Source organism: Demequina litoralis, assembly GCF_030418455.1.
Lineage (GTDB): Bacteria > Actinomycetota > Actinomycetes > Actinomycetales > Demequinaceae > Demequina > Demequina litoralis.
The window spans coordinates 46,090-66,984 of the sequence record NZ_JAUHPW010000011.1; the positions used below are offsets into that span (position 1 = coordinate 46,090).

21 protein-coding genes are annotated in these 20,895 nt (G+C 73.7%); 5 read left to right on the plus strand and 16 right to left on the minus strand.

From position 1 onward, the window contains the following. Window positions 1–5 precede the first annotated feature (5 nt). The 4 genes from QQX09_RS12840 to QQX09_RS12855 form a co-directional block, all read right to left on the minus strand. Complete coding sequence (locus tag QQX09_RS12840) at window positions 6–1,250, minus strand: AGE family epimerase/isomerase (protein ID WP_301135404.1); 1,245 nt, start codon at window positions 1,248–1,250, stop codon at window positions 6–8. Window positions 1,251–1,344: 94 nt separating this feature from the next. Continuing rightward, window positions 1,345–1,884: a YpsA SLOG family protein gene (locus tag QQX09_RS12845; RefSeq protein ID WP_301135407.1), complete on the minus strand. Its 540-nt coding sequence runs from the start codon at window positions 1,882–1,884 to the stop codon at window positions 1,345–1,347. Then, window positions 1,881–4,109, minus strand: a complete 2,229-nt coding sequence (locus QQX09_RS12850; RefSeq protein WP_301135410.1) for an ATP-dependent DNA helicase RecG — start codon at window positions 4,107–4,109, stop codon at window positions 1,881–1,883. The genes QQX09_RS12845 and QQX09_RS12850 overlap by 4 nt, the downstream gene beginning before the upstream one ends. Next, window positions 4,106–5,620 carry a DAK2 domain-containing protein gene (locus QQX09_RS12855; protein WP_301135413.1) on the minus strand — a complete coding sequence of 505 codons (1,515 nt, stop codon included), beginning with the start codon at window positions 5,618–5,620 and terminating at the stop codon, window positions 4,106–4,108. Before QQX09_RS12855 ends, QQX09_RS12850 begins: the two co-directional genes overlap by 4 nt. Before the next feature lie 222 nt (window positions 5,621–5,842). Between QQX09_RS12855 and rpmB the strand changes: the two genes are divergently transcribed. Beyond that, window positions 5,843–6,034: a 50S ribosomal protein L28 gene (rpmB, locus tag QQX09_RS12860; protein WP_062299851.1), complete on the plus strand. Its 192-nt coding sequence runs from the start codon at window positions 5,843–5,845 to the stop codon at window positions 6,032–6,034. Window positions 6,035–6,307: 273 nt separating this feature from the next. Then, window positions 6,308–7,675 carry a hypothetical protein gene (locus tag QQX09_RS12865; protein ID WP_301135418.1) on the plus strand — a complete coding sequence of 456 codons (1,368 nt, stop codon included), beginning with the start codon at window positions 6,308–6,310 and terminating at the stop codon, window positions 7,673–7,675. A gap of 55 nt (window positions 7,676–7,730) precedes the next feature. Here the strand turns inward: QQX09_RS12865 and QQX09_RS12870 are convergent, their stop codons facing one another. Beyond that, a complete protein-coding gene (locus QQX09_RS12870; RefSeq protein WP_301135420.1) occupies window positions 7,731–8,672 on the minus strand; it encodes a thiamine-phosphate kinase in 942 nt (313 codons plus the stop codon). An 84-nt stretch (window positions 8,673–8,756) separates the two neighbouring features. Here QQX09_RS12870 and QQX09_RS12875 point away from each other — a divergent pair, with 84 nt between their 5' ends. Next, window positions 8,757–9,092: a TfoX/Sxy family protein gene (locus tag QQX09_RS12875; protein WP_301135423.1), complete on the plus strand. Its 336-nt coding sequence runs from the start codon at window positions 8,757–8,759 to the stop codon at window positions 9,090–9,092. A gap of 10 nt (window positions 9,093–9,102) precedes the next feature. On the opposite strand, the gene QQX09_RS12880 is transcribed toward QQX09_RS12875, so the two are convergent. The 5 genes from QQX09_RS12880 to QQX09_RS12900 form a co-directional block, all read right to left on the minus strand. Continuing rightward, window positions 9,103–10,077: an NAD(P)-dependent alcohol dehydrogenase gene (locus tag QQX09_RS12880; RefSeq protein WP_301135425.1), complete on the minus strand. Its 975-nt coding sequence runs from the start codon at window positions 10,075–10,077 to the stop codon at window positions 9,103–9,105. Beyond that, window positions 10,074–11,060: an NAD(P)-dependent alcohol dehydrogenase gene (locus QQX09_RS12885; RefSeq protein WP_301135427.1), complete on the minus strand. Its 987-nt coding sequence runs from the start codon at window positions 11,058–11,060 to the stop codon at window positions 10,074–10,076. The genes QQX09_RS12880 and QQX09_RS12885 overlap by 4 nt, the downstream gene beginning before the upstream one ends. 211 nt (window positions 11,061–11,271) lie before the next feature. Further along, window positions 11,272–11,496: a helix-turn-helix transcriptional regulator gene (locus QQX09_RS12890; protein WP_062314647.1), complete on the minus strand. Its 225-nt coding sequence runs from the start codon at window positions 11,494–11,496 to the stop codon at window positions 11,272–11,274. After that, a complete protein-coding gene (locus tag QQX09_RS12895) occupies window positions 11,496–11,936 on the minus strand; it encodes a hypothetical protein (RefSeq protein WP_301135432.1) in 441 nt (146 codons plus the stop codon). The genes QQX09_RS12890 and QQX09_RS12895 overlap by 1 nt, the downstream gene beginning before the upstream one ends. A gap of 133 nt (window positions 11,937–12,069) precedes the next feature. Further along, the gene (locus QQX09_RS12900; RefSeq protein WP_301135433.1) at window positions 12,070–13,425 is read right to left on the minus strand and encodes an MATE family efflux transporter; all 1,356 of its coding nucleotides are present in this window, start codon (window positions 13,423–13,425) and stop codon (window positions 12,070–12,072) included. A 99-nt stretch (window positions 13,426–13,524) separates the two neighbouring features. Between QQX09_RS12900 and QQX09_RS12905 the strand changes: the two genes are divergently transcribed. After that, window positions 13,525–13,986: a DUF3515 family protein gene (locus tag QQX09_RS12905; protein WP_301135435.1), complete on the plus strand. Its 462-nt coding sequence runs from the start codon at window positions 13,525–13,527 to the stop codon at window positions 13,984–13,986. Between the two features lie 131 nt (window positions 13,987–14,117). Here QQX09_RS12905 and QQX09_RS12910 read toward each other — a convergent pair whose 3' ends face one another. The 4 genes from QQX09_RS12910 to murA are packed head-to-tail and all read right to left on the minus strand — an operon-like array spanning window position 14,118 to window position 18,243. Next, window positions 14,118–15,206 carry a D-alanine--D-alanine ligase family protein gene (locus tag QQX09_RS12910; protein ID WP_301135438.1) on the minus strand — a complete coding sequence of 363 codons (1,089 nt, stop codon included), beginning with the start codon at window positions 15,204–15,206 and terminating at the stop codon, window positions 14,118–14,120. Then, complete coding sequence (locus QQX09_RS12915; protein ID WP_301135441.1) at window positions 15,206–16,207, minus strand: NAD(P)H-dependent glycerol-3-phosphate dehydrogenase; 1,002 nt, start codon at window positions 16,205–16,207, stop codon at window positions 15,206–15,208. Before QQX09_RS12915 ends, QQX09_RS12910 begins: the two co-directional genes overlap by 1 nt. Continuing rightward, the gene (locus QQX09_RS12920; protein ID WP_301135444.1) at window positions 16,204–16,929 is read right to left on the minus strand and encodes a lysophospholipid acyltransferase family protein; all 726 of its coding nucleotides are present in this window, start codon (window positions 16,927–16,929) and stop codon (window positions 16,204–16,206) included. Before QQX09_RS12920 ends, QQX09_RS12915 begins: the two co-directional genes overlap by 4 nt. A 3-nt stretch (window positions 16,930–16,932) precedes the next feature. Beyond that, a complete protein-coding gene (gene murA, locus QQX09_RS12925) occupies window positions 16,933–18,243 on the minus strand; it encodes a UDP-N-acetylglucosamine 1-carboxyvinyltransferase (RefSeq protein WP_301135446.1) in 1,311 nt (436 codons plus the stop codon). A gap of 64 nt (window positions 18,244–18,307) precedes the next feature. On the opposite strand from murA, the gene QQX09_RS12930 reads away from it, so the two are divergent. After that, on the plus strand, window positions 18,308–19,180 hold the full coding sequence (locus QQX09_RS12930; RefSeq protein ID WP_301135448.1) for a PfkB family carbohydrate kinase: 873 nt from the start codon (window positions 18,308–18,310) through the stop codon (window positions 19,178–19,180). 165 nt (window positions 19,181–19,345) lie between these two features. On the opposite strand, the gene QQX09_RS12935 is transcribed toward QQX09_RS12930, so the two are convergent. After that, window positions 19,346–19,954 carry a nucleoside/nucleotide kinase family protein gene (locus tag QQX09_RS12935; protein WP_301135450.1) on the minus strand — a complete coding sequence of 203 codons (609 nt, stop codon included), beginning with the start codon at window positions 19,952–19,954 and terminating at the stop codon, window positions 19,346–19,348. Next, window positions 19,951–20,787: a CPBP family intramembrane glutamic endopeptidase gene (locus QQX09_RS12940; protein WP_301135452.1), complete on the minus strand. Its 837-nt coding sequence runs from the start codon at window positions 20,785–20,787 to the stop codon at window positions 19,951–19,953. Before QQX09_RS12940 ends, QQX09_RS12935 begins: the two co-directional genes overlap by 4 nt. Window positions 20,788–20,895: the final 108 nt, after the last annotated feature.

A 20,895-nucleotide genomic window follows, 5' to 3' on the forward strand; every position in this document is an offset into this window, starting at 1 on the left:
AGGGGTCACGCCTCGATGCGGCGGAGGACCTCCAGGCATGCGCGAGCGTTGTGGTACGGGCACTTCCAGGGGCCCATCTTGAGGTCCCCGGTGCCACCCGACCGCGGCCGGTTGTCCGGTCCCAGCCGCGCGAACCACTCGCCGTGCGCGTGGTCCTTCATGTGCGTCTCGATGAAGTCCCAGGTCCGGATGGCCGCGCGACGGTCCTCGGCCCGGCCGCCGAGCTGGAAGGCGTTGAGCCACCCCACCACGCCCTCGGCCTGCGGCCACCAGTGGCGGTCGAGGTCCGTGGGCCCGTCGGGTGTGCCGGCGTAGAGCACCGCGCCGTCCGCGTCGACGCCGCGGGCGCGCACGGCCTCCGCGAGGTCGAGCGAGGCCTCGCGGGTCCGCCACTCGAGGTCGGGGTCGGCGACGCCGTGCAGCGCGAGCGCCTCCCACGCGTCCCACAGCAGCCACGAGGTCTCGATGTCGTGCCCGTACGACACGCCGTCCGAGCACGGGTCCCACGTCTGGTCGAAGTACAGCCGGCAGTGCGTGAAGGGCGCATCGGCGAGGATGCAGTCGAGGGTGGTGCGCAGGAGCGTCTCGAGCGACTCGCGGATCGCGAGGGCGGCGGACGAGCGCAGCAGCTCGGTCAGCCCCTCGAGCACGTGGAGGTTGGTGTTCATCGACTTCGGCACGTCGGGGTCCAGCTCCGACAGCGCGAGCCGCGCGGTGGGCGACCAGTCGCGCGCGAGCGCCTCGACGTAGCCCCCGTACTCGAGGTCGCGGGCGGAGGCGTCGAGCGCACCGGCGAGCCATAGCGCCCTGTCGAGCGCCTCCCCGTCGCCGGTCGCGCGGGACCAGCGCGCGAGGCCGTAGATCGCGAACGCCTGCGCGTACACCTGCTTGCGGTCATCCAGCACGGAGCCGTCGGGGGCGAGCGACCAGAACACACCGCCGTGCTGCGGGTCCCACATGGGACCCACGAGGACGTCGAGCGCGCGGCGCGCGGTCGCGAGGTGGCGCTCGCGGTCCGCGGGCAGGGCCTCCGCCGCCGCGGAGAAGGTCCACAGGATGCGGGCGGCCAGCACCGCGTGGCGCGGCAGGTCGTCCAGGTAGTCGAGATCGTCGCTGACGCCGCCGCGGAGAGCCCCGTCCTCGGCGAAGGCGTGCGCCTCCCAGAAGGGCAGGATGCCGCGGGCGAGCTCGCGCTCGGCGAGGTCGCGGAGGGCGGACAGCTGACGATCGGCGCTTATGGCTTCCGTCATACGCAGAACTGTAAACGCTCTCAGGCGGGACCTCGGCACCGCGCCCACCGGGCGCGACGGCGTCCCGCCGAGGTACCTGGCCGGACGCCGACGCTCAGGTCCCGGGCACCTCGAAGGGCGCGAGGATGTCGAGCAGCAGCGCCTTGGCCGCGCGCCGGATCCCGGGCGCCTCGGACTCGCGCGGGCCCGCGATGTCGAGGCTCGGCGGTGTCCCCGGCACCTCGGCGAGCAGCTCGGCGAGCGTGTCGCGCGCGGCCTTCGCGCCCTCGAGCGGCCGGCGCGGGTCGATCGGCACGATCGCGGTCGGGCGGTCGAGCCGCTCGGCGGCGCGCAGCGTGATGCCCGTCCCCGGCGAGGTCGAACCCTCGGTCAGCACGACGAGCACGGCACCAGCCTCGCGCACGTTGAGCGACGTGCGCTCCGCCGGGTCGGCCGACAGCGTCTCGCGCAGCAGCGGATACGAGCCGCGCACGCCAGGGGCGGTCGGCATGTCCTCGGCCCAGCCGCCGGCCGGGCACCAGCCGCCGTACTCGAGTCCCAGCTCGACCGCCACCTCGAGGGCCGCGCGGTCCACGCCGCTCTGGCCGCCGGACACGATCCGGAGGCCGCGCGAGGCGTCGAGGCGACGCGTCACGATCGCGATAGGAAGTCCTCGCGCTCTTCGTCCAGCATGTCCGCGATCGTATCCGCGAGGGCGGCATGCGCGCCCAGCGACGGGTCCGCGGCGACCAGCGCGGCGGCCTCCGCGCGCGCCTCCTCGATGAGCCCCGCGTCCCGCACCACGCGCAGCAGCCGCAGCGAGTTGCGCCCGCCCGACTGGGCCGCGCCCAGCACGTCGCCCTCGCGCCGCAGCTCGAGGTCCTTCTCCGCGAGCTCGAAGCCGTCCGTGGTGGCCGCGAGCGCCGCGAGCCGCTCGTGCGCGACCGTGCCCTCCTCCGCGTGCGACACCAGCAGGCAGATGCTCGCCCGGTCGCCGCGTCCCACGCGGCCGCGCAGCTGGTGCAGCTGGGAGATCCCGAAGTGCTGGGCGTCCACGATCACCATCGCGGTCGCCTCCGGCACGTCGACGCCCACCTCGATCACGGTCGTCGCCACCAGCACGGGCGCCTCGCCCGACGAGAACCGGCTCATCGCCGCGTCCTTCTCGTCGGCGGACAACCGCCCGTGCATCACCCCGATCCCCACGCCCGCGAGCGCGGGGTTCGCGCGCAGCGCCTCGGCGACCTCGAGGACCGCCGCGAGCGGCGGACGGGACGATGCGTCGCCCCCGGCCGCCGCATCGTCCCCCTCGAGCGCGTCGAGCGGGACCTCCTCGGCCTCCTCCTCGGTGTCGCCGTCGATGCGCGGGCACACGACGTACACGCGGCCCCCGCGGTCGACCTCCTCGCGGACGCGCGACCAGACACGCTGGACCCAGGCCTCGTTGCCGGCCGGTACGAGGTGCGTGACAGTGTCCTGGCGGCCGGCGGGCCGATCGCTCAGCACCGAGGTCTCGAGGTCGCCGAACACCGTCATCGCGACGGTGCGCGGGATGGGCGTCGCGGTCATGACGAGCGTGTGCGGGACGCGCTCGCCGCGGGCCCGCAGCGCGTCGCGCTGCTCGACGCCGAAGCGGTGCTGCTCGTCGACCACCACCAGCCCGAGGTCGGCGAACTGCACGGTGTCGCTCAGCAGCGCATGGGTGCCGACGACGATGCCCGCGGCTCCCGAGGCGGCCTCCGCGAGCGACGCGCGGCGCTCGCGCGAGCCCTGCGATCCGGTGAGGAGCGTGACGCGCGTCGCGTGGTCCGCGGCGGTGAGCATGCCCCCGTCCGCGAGGGGGCCGAGCAGCGCGCGCAGCGACCGGGCGTGCTGGGCCGCGAGCACCTCGGTGGGCGCGAGCAGCGCCGCCTGCCCCCCGGCGTCGACCACCTGGAGCATCGCTCGCAGCGCGACCACGGTCTTGCCCGCGCCGACGTCGCCCTGGAGCAGGCGCAGCATCGGCGTCGCGCGCGCGAGGTCGGCGGCGATCGACTCCCCCACCTCGCGCTGGCCGGCGGTGAGGTCGTACGGCAGGCGCGCATCGAGCGCCTCGACCATCCCACCGGCGCGGGCCGGACGCGGCACGGAGGCCAGCGCATCGTGGTCCGCGCGCCGCCGCGCGAGCGCCGTCTGGAGCACCAGCGCCTCCTCGAAGCGCAGGCGGGCGCGCCCGCGGCGGTGGTCCGCCTCGGTCTCCGGGACATGCACGAGGCGCAGCGCCTCGAGCAGCGTGGGCAGTCCGCGGCGCGCGCGGATCTCCTCGGGGATGGGATCGGGCACGCCGGCCTCGACGAGCGGGTCGAGCGCCGCGCGCACGGCACGGCCGATGCGCCACGTGGGGACCGCCGCCGCGGCCGGGTAGATCGGGATGGGACGGGACGCCTCGGCGAGGGCCTCGTCCTCGTCGGCCGCGTCGACGCCGACGATCAGATAGTCCGGATGCGTGAGCTGGCGCCGCCCGCGGTAGTCGCCAACCGTGCCGGTGAAGAGCCCGCGCCGGCCCGGACGGAGCTTGTCCTCGTGCATGCGCAGCACGCCGGCGCGCTTCGCGAAGAACGTGAGCTGGAGGCTGTCGCGACCGTCGGTGACCACGGCCTCGAGCATCGCGCCGCCGCGCGAGCGCATCTGGCGGACGGTGGCGGTGCGCACCTCCGCCATCACGGTGACGTGCTCGCCCTGGCGCAGCTGCGCGAGCGGCGTGAACTCGCCGGGTGCGCCGTAGCGCCGCGGGTAGTGGCGCAGGAGGTCGCCGACGGTCTCGAGTCCCAGCTTGCCCAGCGATCCCGCGGTGCGCGCGCCCAGCACCTTCGTCAGCGGCTCCTCGAGGCGGTCGGTCATGCGGGCGCGGACTCCACGCCGATGAGGATGGGCGGCCACTCCTGGCCGCCCGGGTAGACCGCGACGTCCGCGCCGGGCGAGCGGGCCTCGATCGAGACGCGTGCCTCGTCGCCCACCGACTCGTCGATGCCTCGCGCGAGCACCAGGGTCACCACCTCGGTGCCTGGGCCGACGAGGCCGTCGAGGTCCTCGTCGAGGGCGTCGCCGGTGCTCTGCCCGACGGTGGTGGCCGCCACGGCCACGCGCATGAGCGCGGCGACGTCCTCACCGGGGGTCGCGAGCGCGGACGCCGCGACCGCGGAGATGACGTGGGCCTCGTGCGAGGCCTCGATGACCACGAGGCGGGGCTTGCCCCGCTTCTCCGCGAGCGCACGGGCGGTCGCGAGGAGCGCCGGGTTGCCCGCGACAACGATCGCCTCGGCGCCCGAGGCGTCGCGCACCGCGCGGTTGAGGTCGCGCTTGCGCAGCGAGGACGGCTCCGGGACGACGAGCACGACGGCGCCGGCATCGGCGAGCGGCTCCGCGAGGCCGGGACAGGTGGTGAGGGCGACCACGCCCGTCGCGGCGCGGTCGTGGACCATGCTCAGCGTGATCGACCGCACGACGATCTGGTGGGCGTCGAGCTCCTCCGCGATGGTGACCGCGAGCGCGGGGTGGTCGGTGTGGACGTGCGCGTGCAGGAGCCCGTGCGCGCTGGTGACGGTCACCGAGTCGCCGATCCCGCCGAGACGCTCGACCACTCCGGCGCGCTCGTCCTCCTCGCGCTCGGCGACGAACATCACCTCGTAGGCGCCGCCGTCCTCCTCGCCGTGCGCGGGATGGCCCGGCTGGACCACGTGGTGGTGGCGCCCCGGCAGCTCCCACGCCACGGCCGGATGGTCGACGAGGGCGTCCTTGCCGGCGATGGTCTCGGCGAGCATCTCGAGCTGGAGGACAAGCGCGGCCGCCCCGGCGTCGACGACTCCCGCCGCGCGGGCGCTGGGGAGCTGCTCCGTGGTGCGGGCGAGGCCCTGGCGGGCGCCGTCGACCGCGGCGACGATCACCTGCTCGCGGGTGCCGCCCTCGTTCGCGACGCCGTTGGCGGCGCGGGCCGCGGCGCGCGCGACGGTGAGGATGGTGCCCTCGACGGGAGCACCCACCGCGGCGTACGCGGCCTCCGCGGCGCGCCCGAGCGCGAGCGACAGCCCCCGCGCGTCCACGCTCTCGAGGCCGCCCTTGGTGTCGATCACCCGCAGGAGGGCGCTGAGGTACTGGCTGACGATCACGCCGGAGTTGCCGCGCGCCCCCATGAGGGCGCCGCGGGCGAAGGCGGCCGCGACGTCGCGATGCGAGGCATCGGCGGGCAGGCGCGCGATGGCACGGTTGCCCTCCTGCAGCGTGAGGAAGACGTTGGTGCCGGTGTCCGAGTCCGCGACCGGGAACACGTTGATGGCGTCCAGGTGGCCGCGCGACCGGTGCACGGCGTCGAGCCCGGAGCCCAGCCAGCGGCGCAGCGCATGCGCTTCGCTCACGGGTCACCTCCGGCACTGGAACGGCCTCGGCTCGCCGCTCGCGTACTATCGTGTCACGCCCCGCCGACAGCGCGGGCACCCCGCCCGGCCATGGCCCCGCAGCACGTGGGTTTGCCGCATTCGCGGGTTCTCGGTTACCCTAGTGCGGTTGCCCGAGCACCCGGGCCCTCAAGCTTTGCGGATCGATCACACCGGTCCGCGCCGGAAACTAGGAGAACTATCGTGGCTGCAACCTGCGACGTCTGCGCCAAGGGACCGTCCTTCGGTCACAACATCTCGCACTCGCACCGCCGCACCAAGCGCCGCTGGAACCCGAACATCCAGCGCGTCCGTGCCGTGGTCGCGGGCACCCCGAAGCGCCTCAACGTGTGCACCTCGTGCCTCAAGGCCGGCAAGGTCCAGCGCGCCATCTGATGGATGCGCGCTGACGCGCGCATCGGCGCGGCTGACAGCCGACCCACCCAGAGACGGACGTCCTCCTCGGAGGGCGTCCGTTTTCGCATGCCCGGACGATGCGACGAGGGGCGGCCACCGGGAGCCTTGGCCGTCCACGCGTGACCGCCCGAGGACCGAACTCTCCAGGAACGACGGGAAGGCCCGCCTCATGCGGAGTGGACACCCGTCTGGTTTCGGGTGATGCTGACAAGGTTGGACGCTGAAAAAGGGGCAGTACAAGGGGGTCCGCCCGTGAGCGACGACGACCAGAGCATCCCTGAGAACGCTTCGGAGCGCGCGAGTGCTCTGCCGGACGTCGTGCGCGAGAACCTCAAACGGGGCATCGCCGCGCTCGTCGCATTCATCGTGGCGGCCGTGGTCACCTCGCTACCCTCCATCGGGCTGGGGTTCAAGATCACGGCCGCAGCCCTTGCGCTCGTGTCCCTCATCGCGGCGTTGATCTGGCTTGGCGACTCCTGGGAGCAGTGGCGCGCTCATGTCGGCCAGCGATCAGTCGTCCTCGGCGCGCCGGCCGCGTTGGCGGTGGGCTCTCTCGCGCTCGGCGCGCTTCTCTGGGTCGAGCCGCTCAGTCTGGACTCACCGGCCCACATGATCGTCGTGGACTCGTCCGCCTCGATGGCCGAGGCGTTCGACGGCGGCGAGTCCAAGCTGTCAGCCGTCCAGGAGTCGATCGGGCGGCACACCGCCGACACAAGCTTCCAGACAGGCTTGACCGCGTACGCCGCGGACGACTGCGATGACAGCGCCGCGGGCGTCGAGGAGATGGTTCCGCTCGGCTACGGAACTGGGGATGCGATCACGAGCGCAGTATCGGGTCTGTCCGCGCACGGAGCCGCCAACCTGGTGAGCGCCGGAGACCAGGCGCTGGACGCGCTCGAGCCATTCGCCGACGGCGTCAGGAAGAAGATCACCTTCGTGGTCGGGTCGCTGCTCGACGAATGCGGCGGGTCGATCGAGAGCCTCATCACCAAGCTCGAGCGCGAGGGCATCTCGACCGAGATCGACGCAGTCGGCATCAACGTGGTCGCCGTTGGCGTCGGAGACGGCGAGCAACAGCAGGAAGCCGCCGAGAAGCTGGCAGGCATCAGCGTGAACGTCACCTTGGCCGACGACCCCGAGGAGCTCGAAGCCGCCATCGAGGAGATCCTCTACATCCAGGCGATCCAGGATGGGCTGGACCACATGGACGAGCAGGTCCGGGCCGTGCACGAGAGCGGCAACGCGGTGCTCGACGCAGTCTGGGACGGCGAACCGATCGAGACGGTCGAGACGCTGATCGGCGACCTGCAACGCACCGTCCGCGTCGGCCGCGCGAGCTTCGAGGCGATGTCGGGCTCCGACGAGGATGCCATCCTGGCTACTGCCGAAGAGGGCTTTCTGCGCTTGATGGGCATGATCGAAGGGGACATCATTCCTGCAGCACAGCGTGCTTCCGAGACCAACCTCTCGCTCGGCGAGGAACCATCCGACGCCGACGTGACGAGACGCGACGATGCATTCGACGCTCTCGGCGAGAAGGTCGACGAGTACAACCTCGCCTTCGGTGAGGTCTCCGAGGAGATCTCGATCGCGATCGAAGGTTGGGCGGCCCAGCTCTGAGATCGCGAGGCGCCGAGCGTCGAGACGCGCAGACGCGGTCGCAGCCCGCCCCGGCTCAGCCCCCGAAGTGGTCCCAGCCGAGGTCCTCGGGCACCTCGCCGTCGACGCGGACGCCCGCGAACGCGTCCGTCGTCTCGCCGATGACGGTCCACCCCGCCGGCACCGCGGACCCGCGCGGGAAGACCGCGAGCATGTGATGGTCCTCGCCGCCCGTGAGTGCCCACGGCCGCGGGTCGATCTGCAGCTCGAGAGCCGCGAAGCGCGCACCCTCGTGCACCGGGACGTCCGCGGCGCGGATCGCGATCCCCACCTCGGAGCGGCGCGCGATCCGCGCGGCGTCGCGCAGCAGCCCGTCGGAGATGTCCATGAGCGCGGTCGCGCCGTGGAGCGCCGCCTCGAGACCGGCGCCGATGCGCGGGCGCGGGCGCAGGAACAGCCCGATCGTCTCCTCGTCGATGCGCCGACCCTCCGTGAGCTGCACGTAGCCCGCCGCGGCCGCCCCGAGCGGCGCGGACACCGCCACGACCTGCCCGGGCAGCGCATCGTCCCGCGTCACCGGCTCGGTGCCGTGCGTCTCCCCCAGGACCGTGACGCACACGGAGACCTCGCGCGCGCCGGAGAGGTCTCCGCCGATCACGCCGACGCCGTGCGGCTCGCACGCCTCGCGCAGCCCGTCGGCGAAGCGCAGGACCCAGTCGGCGTCGAGCGACGGCGGCGCCGCGAGCGTGACCTGGAGCGCGGTGGGCACGGCGCCCATCGCGTCGATGTCCGCGAGGTTCTGCATCGCGGCGCGCCAGCCCACGTCCTCGGGGCCGGACCAGTCCATGCGGAAGTGGCGGTCCTCCATGAGGATGTCCGAGGACACCACGAGGTCGCCGTCGACCGCGAGCACCGCCGCGTCGTCGCCGGGGCCCAGGATCTCGGAGTCGGTCACGGGAAGCCGCGGGGCGAAGGCCGCGATGAGCGCGTCCTCCCCCATCTCGCCGATCGTCGTCATGGCGTCAAGCGTAGGGCGGGACGATGCGGGACCCCGCCACACGCCCGGGTCGCGATCGCGCCGGGGTTGCGCGAGCATCGTGCCATGGAGATGCCCCGACCGACCGACGCGCAGAAGGACGCCTTCCGCGCGCTCGTGCCCGACGTCCCGGGCGTCGAGGTGCGCCCCATGTTCGGACAGCTAGCCGCGTTCGTGGGCGGGCACATGTTCATGTGCCTGTTCGGCGACCGCGTCGCCTTCAAGCTCGCGTCCCCCGACCTCGAGGCGGCGCGCCGCCTCCCCGCGGGTGAGCCGTTCGCCCCCGGCGGGCGGACGATGCGCGAGTACGTCGCGCTGCCGCTCGCGGCCCCCGGCCCCGACGACCTGGTCGGGCAGGCCCTCGCCTACGTATCGACCCTGCCGCCGAAGCCGGGGCGCTGAGCCGCCGGCGTCACGCGACCGCGACCACCACCTTGCCCGCGACATGCTGGGCCTCGAGCGCGGCGAGCGCCTCGGCGGTGCGGTCGAGCGGGTAGGTCCGCTGGATGATCGGGCGGACGCGGCCCTCCGCGAGCCAGCCGGCCATGCGCGTGAGGTTCTCGCGGGACGGCTCGGTGCCGACGACGACCACGCGGCGCCGCACGAACGGACCGAGCGCCTTGGCGCTGAAGATCGCCCAGGCCGGGCCCAGCAGGGGCCCGCCGCCGAGCCCGCCTGCGCCCAGGTAGACGCCGTCGGGCTCGAGGATGCGACGCAGGCGCACGAGCGAGGTGGTGCCCACCGTGTCGTAGATGACGTCGAACGTCTCGCCGCAGTCGAGCACGTCCTCGCGGGTGTAGTCGATGACGCGGTCCGCGCCCAGGAGCGACACCATGGACGCGTTGCGGCCCGAGCACACCGCGACCACGCGGCTCGCGCCCAGCACGCGCGCCACCTGCACCGCCATGTGGCCCACGCCGCCCGAGGCGCCGATCACGAGGACGCTCCTGCCCTCGCAGCCGCCGCCGTCCTCGAGCCCGCCGAGCGCGGTGATCGCGCCGATCGGCACGGCGGCCGCCTCCTCGTCGGTCACGCCGTCGGGGGTGCGGGCGATCTTGGAGGCGTCGGCGACCGCGTAGTCGGCGCACGCGCCGAAGCCGAGGAAGCCGAACACCCGGTCCCCCACGGCGAGCCCGTCGACGCCGGGGCCGAGGGCGTCCACGGTGCCCGCCGCATCGGCCCCGACCACCCGCTCGCCGGGCGAGAAGAGGCCCTGCGAGAAGCGCGCGAGCCACGGGTCGCCGCGGTAGAGGTGCCAGTCCCACGGGTTGAGGCCTGCGGCGTGGACGCGGATGCGCACCTGACCCTCGCCCGGCTCCGGGATCGGGATCTCGCGCAGCTCGTGCGTCTCGGGTCCCGCGTACCTGTCGTAGGTCACCGCCTTCATGGCTCGACCACCACCTTTCCTGCAGCATGCCGGGATGCCACCCGGCCCATGGCCTCCGCCGCCCGGTCGAGCGGGTGGACGGAGTCGATGTGGGGACGGAGCGAGCCCGCGGCGAGCATCGCCCCGAGCTCCTCCAGGTCGGCCCGGTCGGCCGTCGAGAGGTAGGTGACCACGCGGCGGCGGGTCACCAGGTCGAGCCACCGCGCACGTAGGACGCGACGCAGCCCGCCGCCGTCCGGTCCGGGCTCGCCCGAGTTGGGCAGCATCACGCCGCCCTCGCGCACCAGCGCGAGCATGTCGCGCAAGGCGTGGTTGCCGACGTTGTCGAACACCACGTCGAACCGCTGGTCGAGGTCGAGGACCGGCTCCCGGGTGTAGTCCACCACCCGGGCCGCGCCGAGCTCCCCGACCCAGCCGACGTTGCGGGTCGAGCACACCGCCGTGACGGTCGCGCCCTGCGCGGCGGCGAGCTGGACCGCGAGGTGGCCGATGCCGCCCGAGGCCCCGTTGACGAGCAGCGTCTGGCCCGGCTCGAGGCGCGCGGCCCGCAGGCCGTGCATGGCGGCGAGGCCCGTCATCACCGCGGCCGCGGCGGTCGCGGCGGGCACCGCCTCCGGCAGCACCGCGACCTTGGCGGCGGGCGCGACGGCGTACTCGGCGAGCGAGCCGCGGGCCTCCCCGAAGATGCGGTCGCCGACGCGGAGGTCCGTCACGCGCTCCCCGACCGCGACGACCGTGCCCGCGACGTCGCTGCCCCGCACGGGGCGGCGCGGCCGGCGCAGGCCGTACGCGAGGCGCAGCACGCGCGGCTCGCCCCGCATGAGGAAGACGTCGGCCGGGTTGAGCGCGGCCGCCTCGACGCGGACGAGCACGTCGGCGGCGCCGGGGCGCGGCACGGGGACGTCCGCGAGGGCGAGCCGCTCGACGCCGCCGTACGCCTCCTGGGCTACGGCGCGCATCGTGGCCGGGACCGCGGCGGTCATGATCGGACCGCCGGTCGGCGCGCCCGGGGCGGCGCGGTCACGTGGGCGTGGACGATGCGCGGCCCGGGTGCCGCGGGCCCGAGGACGGTGACGCCCGCGAGGCGGGCGGGGCTGGTGGTGGATGTCATGGTGACTCCCCGTACGAGAGCGCTCTCTCCGGCATCCGCGAGGCGCCGACGGCGCCCGCGGGAGGGGTCTCCAGCGACGGGGGCTAGGCCGCCTCGTCGGGATACTGGAAGACCGCGTCGAGCGGGACCTCGAGGGCCCGCGCGATCTGGAAGGCCATCTCGAGCGAGGGCGAGTAGCGGCCCTGCTCGATGGCGATGACCGTCTGGCGGGTGACGCCGATGCGCTCCGCCAGCTCGGCCTGGGTCATCTCCCCGTGCGCGAACCGCAGCGCGCGGATCGCGTTGGTGACCTTGGTGGACCGGCCCATCACAGACCCGTCCGGTACGCGTAGGCGCGGCTGCCCGCCGCGATGATGCCGGCGATCAGGCCCGCGAGGAAGAGCGTGTTCGCGGCCCAGAAGCGGTCGAGGTCGAGCATCAGCAGGACGGTCGCGGCGAGGCCGCCGAAGGACGACATGCCGTACGCCCGGGCGTTGCCGAGGCGCTCGATCTGCTTGTCGCGCTCGTCGCCGTCCTCGAACTCCGCCTTCTCCCCGGAGACCTCCGCCTGGATGGCGGTCGCGATCGCCGAGGCGATGGTGCCGAGGATGATGAACACGATGAGCGAGCCCCACGCCCACAGCATGGGCGTGACCCACGAGATCTCCTCGAGGGGACGGTCCGCGGCCTGCGTGAGGATGACGGTGAAGTAGACGATCCCGACGAGCGGGAACACGACGAGCGTGGCCCACACGGTGCGTTCGGTCATGGTCATGGCATCCCCCGATGTCAAAGGTTCTTGACATCTCGAAGGTAAACCCGGCTTGACACGGTGTCAAGAGTTCTTGACATGGCCCGCGGCCCCACTTCTGGTGCCCCCCGGCATGGGGGCACCGCGGGAGTCAGGCGTGCGCGCCCTGGAGCCACGCGCCGCGGCGGGTGATGCGGGCGTACGCGATCCCGAGGAACACCCCTCGCGCGACGTTGAAGAGCAGGAAGGCGCGCCACAGGTCGTGGTTGCGCGCATCGTCGATCCACCACAGCCCGGCGAGCAGCGCAGGCACGAAGACGAGCAGCGCGGACTCGGCCATCGTCACCGCCATCGCGCGGGTGCGCCCCGAGCCGAGGAACACGCCGTCGCACAGGTACGCGAGCGACGAGGCGAGGGGCAGCCACACGACCCAGCCGATGTACTCGTCAGCAGCCGCCGTCACCTCCGGCAGGGACGTGAGCACCGCGATGAACGGCCCCGACGCCACCAGGTAGAGCAGGCTGAAGACGGCGCCGATCGCGACGGCGGGCAGCGCCGAGGCCGCGACCGCGCGATGGAAGGCGGGCACGTCGCGCCTGCCGATCTCGCGCGACACCATCGCCTCGGCGGCGTGCGCGTAGCCGTCCTGGCCGTAGCTCGCGAGCAGCATGAGCTGCATGAGGATCGCGTTGGCCGCGAGGATGTCGGGGCCCAGGCGTGCGCCGTACGCGGTGACGAACGTGAGCACCGCGTAGAGGATCGCCGTACGCACGAAGAGGTCCGTGTTCATGGCCGCCAGGCGTCGCCAGCCGGACCGCAGACCGCGGCCCCGCCAGCGCCGCACCGCGGCACGCACGGGCGACGATGCGGCGCGCCACCACAGCACGACGGCGAGCGCGAGGCCCAGCCACTCGGCGATCGCGGTGGCGGAGGCCGCTCCCGCGGCGCCCCAGCCGAGCCCGCCGACGAATGCGACGTCGAGGCCGAGGTTGACGACGTTGACCGTCGCGACGATCGCGAGCGGTCGTCGGGTGTCCCCCGCGCCCACGAACCAGCCGGAGATGACGAGCGTGAGCAGCGCCGCAGGCACCGACGCCATGCGGATCCACGCGTACTGGATCGCGAGGTCGCGCACCTCGCCCGCCGGCGCGAGGACCGACATGATCCCGGGGATCGCGACCCACTGGAGGATCACGGCGCCCGCGCCGATCGCGACCGCGAGCATCGCCGCGCGCTGCGCGTGGGCGACCGCCGCATCGTCCCTCCCGGCGCCGAGCGCCCGTCCGACGAGCGACGTGGTCCCGGTGCGCAGGAAGCCGGTGAGCCACATGATCGCGCTCAGCACCGTGGCGCCGAGCGCGACGGCGCCGATGTTGGTGGCGTCGGAGTAGTGGCCCAGCATCGCGGTGTCCACCAGCCCGACGAGCGGGACGGTGACGTTGCCCACGATCGCGGGCCAGGCCAGGGAGAACGCGCGCCGATGCGGGAGCTGGGCGAGCGCGGTCACCGGGCAACGCTACACCGCGGCCCGGACACCGCCGCGGGCCGGGTGGCGGGCGCGCGGCGGGCGGTCGGGCGGCACCGCCGGCGCCCGTAGGCTGGGCGCATGCCCCGCCCGCTGCCGCTGCTCGCGCTCGCCGTGCTCGCGGCGCCGCTGGCCGGCTGCGCGAGCCAGTACCCCGTCGATGCGGCACCGTACGCCGCCGACCCCGACTGCGCGCGCGTGATGCTCGCGGTGCCGGACGTGCTGGGCGGGCTCGACTACCGCGAGACCACGTCGCAGGCCACGGCCGCGTGGGGCGACGAGTACCCGATCGTCATGCGCTGCGGCGTCGAGCCGCCCGGCCCCACCACGGACGAGTGCCTGGCCGTCGAGTCCGGCGGCACCACCGTCGACTGGCTCATCCTCGACGAGGACGACGCGTGGCGGACGGTGTCGTTCGGCCGCTCCCCCGCGGTCGAGCTGATCGTCCCGAAGGTGCGCGCCCAGGACGCGGTGGGCGACCTCCTCGCGGAGGTGTCGCGCGCGGTCGCAAAGGCGCCGTCCAACGGCCTCGCCTGCCGCTGAGTCCCTCCCACCCGGGCGCTCCTCCACGCACGCTCGGCTCGACACGGGCCGGTCCGACCGTGTGCCCGTTCACATCGCGGGTCTCGCGTGGAGGAGTGCCTGAGCCGCGTGGAGGAGCTTCCGGGGGAAGGTCAGCGCAGGCCCACGGGGCGCTCGAGCGCGACCGTGAGCAGCGTCTCGACGAGCTCGCCGTACGAGATGCCGGCGGCGGCGGCCATGCGCGGGTACATCGACGTGGGCGTGAAGCCCGGCATCGTGTTGATCTCGTTGACCACCACGTCGCCGGAGTCCGTGACGAAGACGTCGACCCGCGCGAGCGACTCGGCGCCGACCGCGAGGAAGGCGCGCTTGGCGTAGTCCGCGACGGTCGCGGCCACGGCACCCTCGAGCGAGGTCGGGCACAGCAACGTCACCGCGGCCTCGTCGAGGTACTTCGCGTCGAAGTCGTAGAAGTCGTGGTCGCCACCGGTGATGATCTCCCCGGCCGGCGACGTGAGCAGCCCGCCCGCGGTCGCGAGGACCGCGGTCTCGACCTCGCGGCCGACGACGGCGGCCTCGATCAGCACCTTGGGGTCGTGCTTCTGGGCGTCGGCGACGGCCGCGTCGAGCGCGGCCCAGTCGGACACCTTCGAGATGCCCATCGACGAGCCGGCGCGCGCGGGCTTGACGAAGACGGGCAGGCCCAGCGCCTCGATCTCGAGCCGCTGCTCCTCGAGACCGCGATGCGCGGTGATCGTCACGTCGCGCGCGACCGGCAGGCCGGCGTTGCGGAACGCGGTCTTCATGAACTGCTTGTCCATGCCGGCGGCGGACGCGAGCACGCCGGACCCGACGTAGCGCACGTCCACGAGCTCGAGGGCGCCCTGGATGGTGCCGTCCTCGCCGAACGGGCCGTGAAGCAGGGGGAACACGACATCGATCTCGCCGAGCTCCCGGAGCCCGTCGGGCCCCGCGACGCGCCACGCGCGCGAGCCCGCCTCGAACGGCGGCAGCACGACCTCGTCGGAAGGAGGCACGGTGGGCATCGCGCCGGACGCGATCGCCCAGTCGGCGGGATCGGACGAGGCGAGGGTCCAACGACCCTCGCGGGTGATGCCGATCGCGACGACGTCCCAGCGATCGCGGTCGATCGCCCCGAGCACACCGCCCGCGGTCACGCACGAGACGCCGTGCTCGGTCGAGCGGCCGCCGAACACGATCGCGACCGTGGGCCTCGCCATCAGTCGACCTCCGACTTGCGCGGCCGGGACAGCAGCGCGCCGATGACGGACTCGACCGGGGCCTCGCCCGCGAGCATCGTCACCACGCCGTCGCAGATGGGCACGTCGACGCCCGCGCCGCGCGCGAGCTCCTGCACCGCGGACGCGGTCTTCACGCCCTCGGCGGTGCCGCGCGTGAGCGAGATCGCCTCGTCGAGCGTCCGCCCCTGGCCCAGGTGCGAGCCGAGCGTGTGGTTGCGCGACAGCGGCGACGCGCACGTCGCGATGAGGTCGCCCATGCCGGCGAGACCGGAGAACGTCTCGGGACGCGAGCCGAGCGCGAGACCCAGCCGCGTGATCTCCGCGAGGCCGCGCGTGATGACGGTCGCGGTGGTGTTGTTGCCGAAGCCCAGCCCGTCGGTGATGCCCACCCCCACGGCGATGACGTTCTTGTACGCGCCGCACAGCTCGACGCCCACGAGGTCGTCGTTCGTGTACGGACGGAAGTAGGACGATGCGGTCGCGGCAGCGACCAGCTCGGCCGCCTCGGCGTCCACGGACGCGACGACGGTCGCGGTCGGCTGCCGCTGCGCGATCTCCTTCGCGAGGTTCGGCCCGGAGACCGCCGCGACGCGCTCGGCGGGCAGGTCCCAGACCTCCGCGAGCACCTCGGACATGCGGGCATGCGTGCCGAGCTCGATGCCCTTCATGAGCGACACGGCGACCGCGCCGGAGGGCACGAGGCCGGCGAACGGCGCGATGATCTGGCGCGCATGCTGCGCGGGCACGGCGACGGCGACCACGTCGGCGCCCGCGAGCGCCTCCTCGATGTCGGTGGTCGCGCGGATGCCCGCGGGCAGCTCGACACCCGGGATCGCGCCCTCGTGGCGGCGGTCGTCGCGGATGGACCGGACCACCGCATCGTCCCTGCCCCACAGGGTGACGTCGGTGCCGGCATCCGCCATCACGGCGGCGTACGTGGTGCCCCACGCACCCGCGCCGAGGACAGCGGCGCGGGTCATCGGACGGGCCTCCCGCCGTCGCCCTTCTTGCGCACGTCGTACGGCGTCTCGGGCGGCGTCTCCCCACGGATGTCGGCGACCATGCTCGTCAGCGTAGCCATGATGCGGTCCGTGGCGGCGCGCAGGGTGGCGGTGTCGAGGTCGCCGCCGCGCAGGTCGTCGAGGTCGATCGCGGGCCCCGCGACCACGGTGATGGTCTTGCGCGGGATCGGGTGGACCATCTTGCCGTAGCGCGGCAGGAGACGATGCGCGCCCCACTGGGCGACCGGGATGACCGGCACGCCCGTGGACAGCGCCATGCGGGCGACGCCGGTACGGCCGACCATGGGCCACAGGTCGGGGTCGCGCGTGAGCGTGCCCTCGGGGAACATCGCGATCATGTCGCCGCGCTCGAGCACGTCGACCGCCGCGTCGACGGCCTCCGCCGCGCGCGACGTGCCGCGGTGCACCGGGATCTGGTCGAAGCCGCGCAGCAGCCACCCGATGAAGGGCGCGCGGAACAGGCTCTCCTTCGCGAGGATGCGCGGCGGGTGGCCGTTGTTGTAGAGGAAGTGCGCGAGCGTGATGGGGTCCGCGTACGAGACGTGGTTGGACACCGCGATGAAGCCCTGGTCGGCCGGCAGGTGCTCGGCGCCGTGCCAGTCCTTCTTCGTCACGGACGTCATGAGCGCCTGGAGGGGGCGCGCGGCGTTGCGGTAGAAGCGCGAGGCGGGGGTGGGCACGGCCTACTCGACCTCGGCCCCGAGCGCGGCGAGCTTCGCGCGGAAGTTCTCGTACCCGCGGTCGATGATGCCGATGCCGTGCACCGTCGAGGTGCCGTCGGCGGTCAGCGCCGCGATGAGGTGGGAGAAGCCGCCGCGCAGGTCCGGGACCTCGATCTCGGCCGCCTGCAGCGGCGTCGGCCCCGAGATCACCGCGGAGTGCTTGAAGTTGCGCGCGCCGAAGCGGCACGCCACGTCGCCGAGGCACTCGCGGAAGAGCTGCACCTGCGCGCCCATCTGGTTGAGCGCATCGGTGAAGCCGAAGCGGTTCTCGTAGACGGTCTCGTGGACGATGCTGAGGCCCTTGGCCTGCGTGAGCGCGACCACGAGCGGCTGCTGCCAGTCCGTCATGAAGCCGGGGTGCACATCCGTCTGCAGCGCGATCGAGCGCAGGTCGCCGCCCGGGTGGTAGAAGCGGATGCCGTCGCGGACCACCTCGAACTCGCCGCCGACCTTGCGGAAGACGTTGAGGAACATGCCCATCGTGCGCTGCTGCGCGCCGTGGACGAAGATGTCTCCCTTGGTCGCGAGCGCCGCGGACGCCCACGAGCCGACCTCGATGCGGTCGGTCAGAGCGACGTGGTCGTAGCCGTGGAGGCGGTCGACGCCCTCGATGGTGATGGAGCGGTCGGTCGACACCGAGATGATCGCACCCATCTTCTGGAGCGTGTCGATGAGGTCCTTGATCTCCGGCTCGACCGCGGCGCCCTCGAGGTGCGTGATGCCCTCGGCCATGACGGCCGTGAGGAGCAGCTGCTCGGTCGCGCCCACCGACGGGTACGAGAGCTTGTGCTTGATGCCCTTGAGGCCGTTCGGCGCGGTGAGGTAGAGGCCGTCCTCCATCTGCTCGACCTCGGCCCCGAACTTCTGGAGGATCTCGAGGTGGAAGTCGATGGGACGGTCGCCGATGCGGCAGCCGCCGAGGTCGGGGATGACGGCCTCGCCGAGGCGGTGCAGCAGCGGGCCGCACAGCAGGATCGGGATGCGGGAGGAGCCCGCGTGGGCGGCGATCTGGGCCGCGTCCGCGCGCACGAGCGCCGAGGTGTCCATGGAGAGGACGCCGGACTCGACGTCGTAGTCCACATCCGTGCCGTGGAGGCGGAGCAGGGAGGACACGACGGAGACGTCGCGGATGTCGGGAACGTTGCGCAGGGTCGACGGGGTGGAGCCCAGCAGCGCCGCGACCATCGCCTTGGAGACGAAGTTCTTCGCGCCGCGGACGGTGATCTCGCCCGTGAGGGGGCGGCCGCCGGTCACCCGGATGGAGTCGGTCATGCCGACCATCTTCCCCCATCGGCGCCCTCTCGCCCGCATCCGGGGGCGTCGCTACGCTGACGGCGTGACCGCCGCCGCACTGTTCGCCGGGCTCGCCACGCTCGACATCGTCCAGCTGGTCGAGCGGCTGCCCTCGCCCAACGAGAAGGTCGCCGCGCTGGAGTTCTCGGTGTGCGCGGGCGGCCCCGCGGCCAACGCCGCCGTCGCGTTCGCACGATGCGGCGGCTCTCCGACCCTGGTGACGGCGCTGCCCGCGCACGAGCTCACCCCCCTCGTCACCGCGGACCTCGCGCGCTGCGGGGTCGCCGTCCACGAGGCCGCCGCCTACGACGGCCCGCCCGTCACCGCGTCGATCATGGTGACCCGCGCGACGGGGGACCGTGCCGTGGTGTCGCCCTCCGGGGTCGCGACCGGCGGCGGGCTCGCCCCGACCGTCGAGGCGCCGCTCGACGGCGTGGGTGCGGTGCTGGTCGACGGCTACTTCCCCGAGGTCTCGCTGCCGCTCGCCGCACGGGCGCGCGCCGCCGGCATCCCGGTCATCCTGGACGCCGGCTCGCACAAGCCGCACACCGACCGCGTGGTGGCCGCCTGCGATATCGCGGTCGTGTCCGACGACTTCGCCCCGCCCGGCACCGGCGGCGCGCCCGACGCGGTGCTCGCCTACCTGTCCGGCCTCGGCATCGCGGCGGCCGTCATCACGCGCGGCGCGGGCCCCGTGCTCTACCGGACCGCCGCATCGTCCGGCGCGGTCGACGTGCCGCCGGTCGCGTCGGTGGTGGACACGCTGGGCGCGGGCGACTTCTTCCACGGCGCGCTCGCCTGGCGGATCGCCTCCCTGGGGCGGGACGATGCGCGGCTGCCCGAGGACATCGCGTTCGCGGCCGCGGTGGTCGCCGAGTCCCTGGGGTCCTTCGGGACGCGCGCCTGGCTGGGCTGAACCGGCGCCCTGCCCCCGACCCCGCGCCCCTCTCCCCCGCGCCCCGCTCCTCCGCGCCAACCGGCGTACGGATCGCCGCTCGCTCCGCCGCACCAGGGACGATGCGCGCGTGCCGGGCGTCTGTACGCCGACTGCGGCGGGGTGTCGGGGGTGTCGGGGGTGGGCTCAGCCCGGGATGACGAGGTCGGCGGCGCCCCGCGACGCGCCCACGAGCCGCGCGTTGGCCGCGTCGACCGTGTCCACCCAGGCCACCGCATCGTCCCGCAGGCGGCCGGTGGCGACGCGACGCTCGATCAGCCGCTCGCGCGCGACCTCCCACGGCACGTCGAGGAACCACAGCGCGTCGAGCGCCGGCCGCACCGCCTCCCAGCCGCCGCCCACGCCCAGGTAGTTGCCCTCCGTGACGACGATGCGCGCGCCCGCGGGCACGACGAGGCCGCCCGGGACCACGTCGTGGAGGTCGCGGTCGTAGTCGGGCGCGAGGACGTCCTCGCGCGCCGCGCGGACCCGGCGCAGCAGCGCGACGAAGCCGTCGACGTCGAAGGTCTCGGGCGCGCCCTTGCGGTCCGCCAGTGCGCGGCGCGCGAGCTCGGCCGCGGACAGGTGGAAGCCGTCCATGGGGAGGTACGCCGCGGCGGCGCCCGCCGCCCGCAGCCCGGCGACGAGCTCCCGCGCGAGGGTGGACTTGCCCGCGCCGGGGATGCCCGCGATGCCCAGGATCGCGCGGTCCTCCGCGGCGAGCGCCGCCGCGCGCGCGACCAGCGCGTCCGTCATGGCACGGTCACGAAGACGTCGAACAGCTCGGGATGGTGCGCGTGGACGAGCACCGCGAACACGATCGCGTCGAACAGCAGGTGCACCGTCACGACGTACGGCAGAGACTTGGTGCGCGCGAAGATCCACCCCTGCACCAGCGCGAACGGGATGGTGAGCAGCGGCCCCCACTCGCGGTACCCGAGCTCCCACAGGAAGCTGACGAACACGACGGACTGGAGCACGTTGGCCAGCGCCATCGGGAAGTGGCTGCGCAGCAGGGCGAAGACGATGCAGATGAAGAACAGCTCGTCCCACAGCCCGACCGCGTTGACGCCGACGAAGAGCCGCGCGATCTCGACTCCGCCGTCGAGGTCGGGCCAGTTGAGGTACGCGCCGGAGCCGATGAAGTAGAACGGCAGCACGAGGTAGCCGACCGCCACCACGACGGCCAGGTAGATCCACTGGGTGCGGCTCCACCGCTGTCCCGTGCCGATGGGGAAGGTGATCGCGCGGTCGCGGAAGACGAGCCGCGAGATCAGCGTGGGCACCACCACCGCGAGGCCGAGCGCGGCGGTGAAGCGCGCCATCCCGGCGTCGGACAGGTCCGCCTCGAGCGAGATGGTCGAGATGATCGCCTGGCCCAGCGCGATCAGCGCGAGGTCGCGGCCCAGGCGCCGGTCGACCGCGAGCCCGAGGAGGACGCCCGCCACGAGCGGCACGTAGCCCCACGGGCGCACGTGCACCGCGAAGAGCAGCACCGCGGCGCCGCAGACGAGCGCCGCCGCCAGGATCCGTGCGGTGGTGCGCGCGTCGGCGCGCAGCGCGGGCACGTCCGGGGCGGTCGCGGTCATGTGCGCGACTATGCCAGACGAACGATTCCCCACGACGACAGTGACAGGTGGGACGCGGCGGTGCGCGCGGCTTTCCACGAGACCTTCCCCGCCGGTGATCCCCCTGCT

Coding starts and splice junctions, on each gene's coding strand:
- QQX09_RS12840 (WP_301135404.1), bottom strand. CDS start 1,250: ATGACGGAAGCCATAAGCGCCGATCGTCAGCTGTCCGCCCTCCGCGAC.
- QQX09_RS12850 (WP_301135410.1), bottom strand. CDS start 4,109: ATGACCGACCGCCTCGAGGAGCCGCTGACGAAGGTGCTGGGCGCGCGC.
- QQX09_RS12870 (WP_301135420.1), bottom strand. CDS start 8,672: ATGACGACGATCGGCGAGATGGGGGAGGACGCGCTCATCGCGGCCTTC.
- QQX09_RS12875 (WP_301135423.1), top strand. CDS start 8,757: ATGGAGATGCCCCGACCGACCGACGCGCAGAAGGACGCCTTCCGCGCG.
- QQX09_RS12880 (WP_301135425.1), bottom strand. CDS start 10,077: ATGAAGGCGGTGACCTACGACAGGTACGCGGGACCCGAGACGCACGAG.
- QQX09_RS12885 (WP_301135427.1), bottom strand. CDS start 11,060: ATGACCGCCGCGGTCCCGGCCACGATGCGCGCCGTAGCCCAGGAGGCG.
- QQX09_RS12890 (WP_062314647.1), bottom strand. CDS start 11,496: ATGGGCCGGTCCACCAAGGTCACCAACGCGATCCGCGCGCTGCGGTTC.
- QQX09_RS12895 (WP_301135432.1), bottom strand. CDS start 11,936: ATGACCGAACGCACCGTGTGGGCCACGCTCGTCGTGTTCCCGCTCGTC.
- QQX09_RS12905 (WP_301135435.1), top strand. CDS start 13,525: ATGCCCCGCCCGCTGCCGCTGCTCGCGCTCGCCGTGCTCGCGGCGCCG.
- QQX09_RS12910 (WP_301135438.1), bottom strand. CDS start 15,206: ATGGCGAGGCCCACGGTCGCGATCGTGTTCGGCGGCCGCTCGACCGAG.
- QQX09_RS12915 (WP_301135441.1), bottom strand. CDS start 16,207: ATGACCCGCGCCGCTGTCCTCGGCGCGGGTGCGTGGGGCACCACGTAC.
- murA (WP_301135446.1), bottom strand. CDS start 18,243: ATGACCGACTCCATCCGGGTGACCGGCGGCCGCCCCCTCACGGGCGAG.
- QQX09_RS12935 (WP_301135450.1), bottom strand. CDS start 19,954: ATGACGGACGCGCTGGTCGCGCGCGCGGCGGCGCTCGCCGCGGAGGAC.
- QQX09_RS12940 (WP_301135452.1), bottom strand. CDS start 20,787: ATGACCGCGACCGCCCCGGACGTGCCCGCGCTGCGCGCCGACGCGCGC.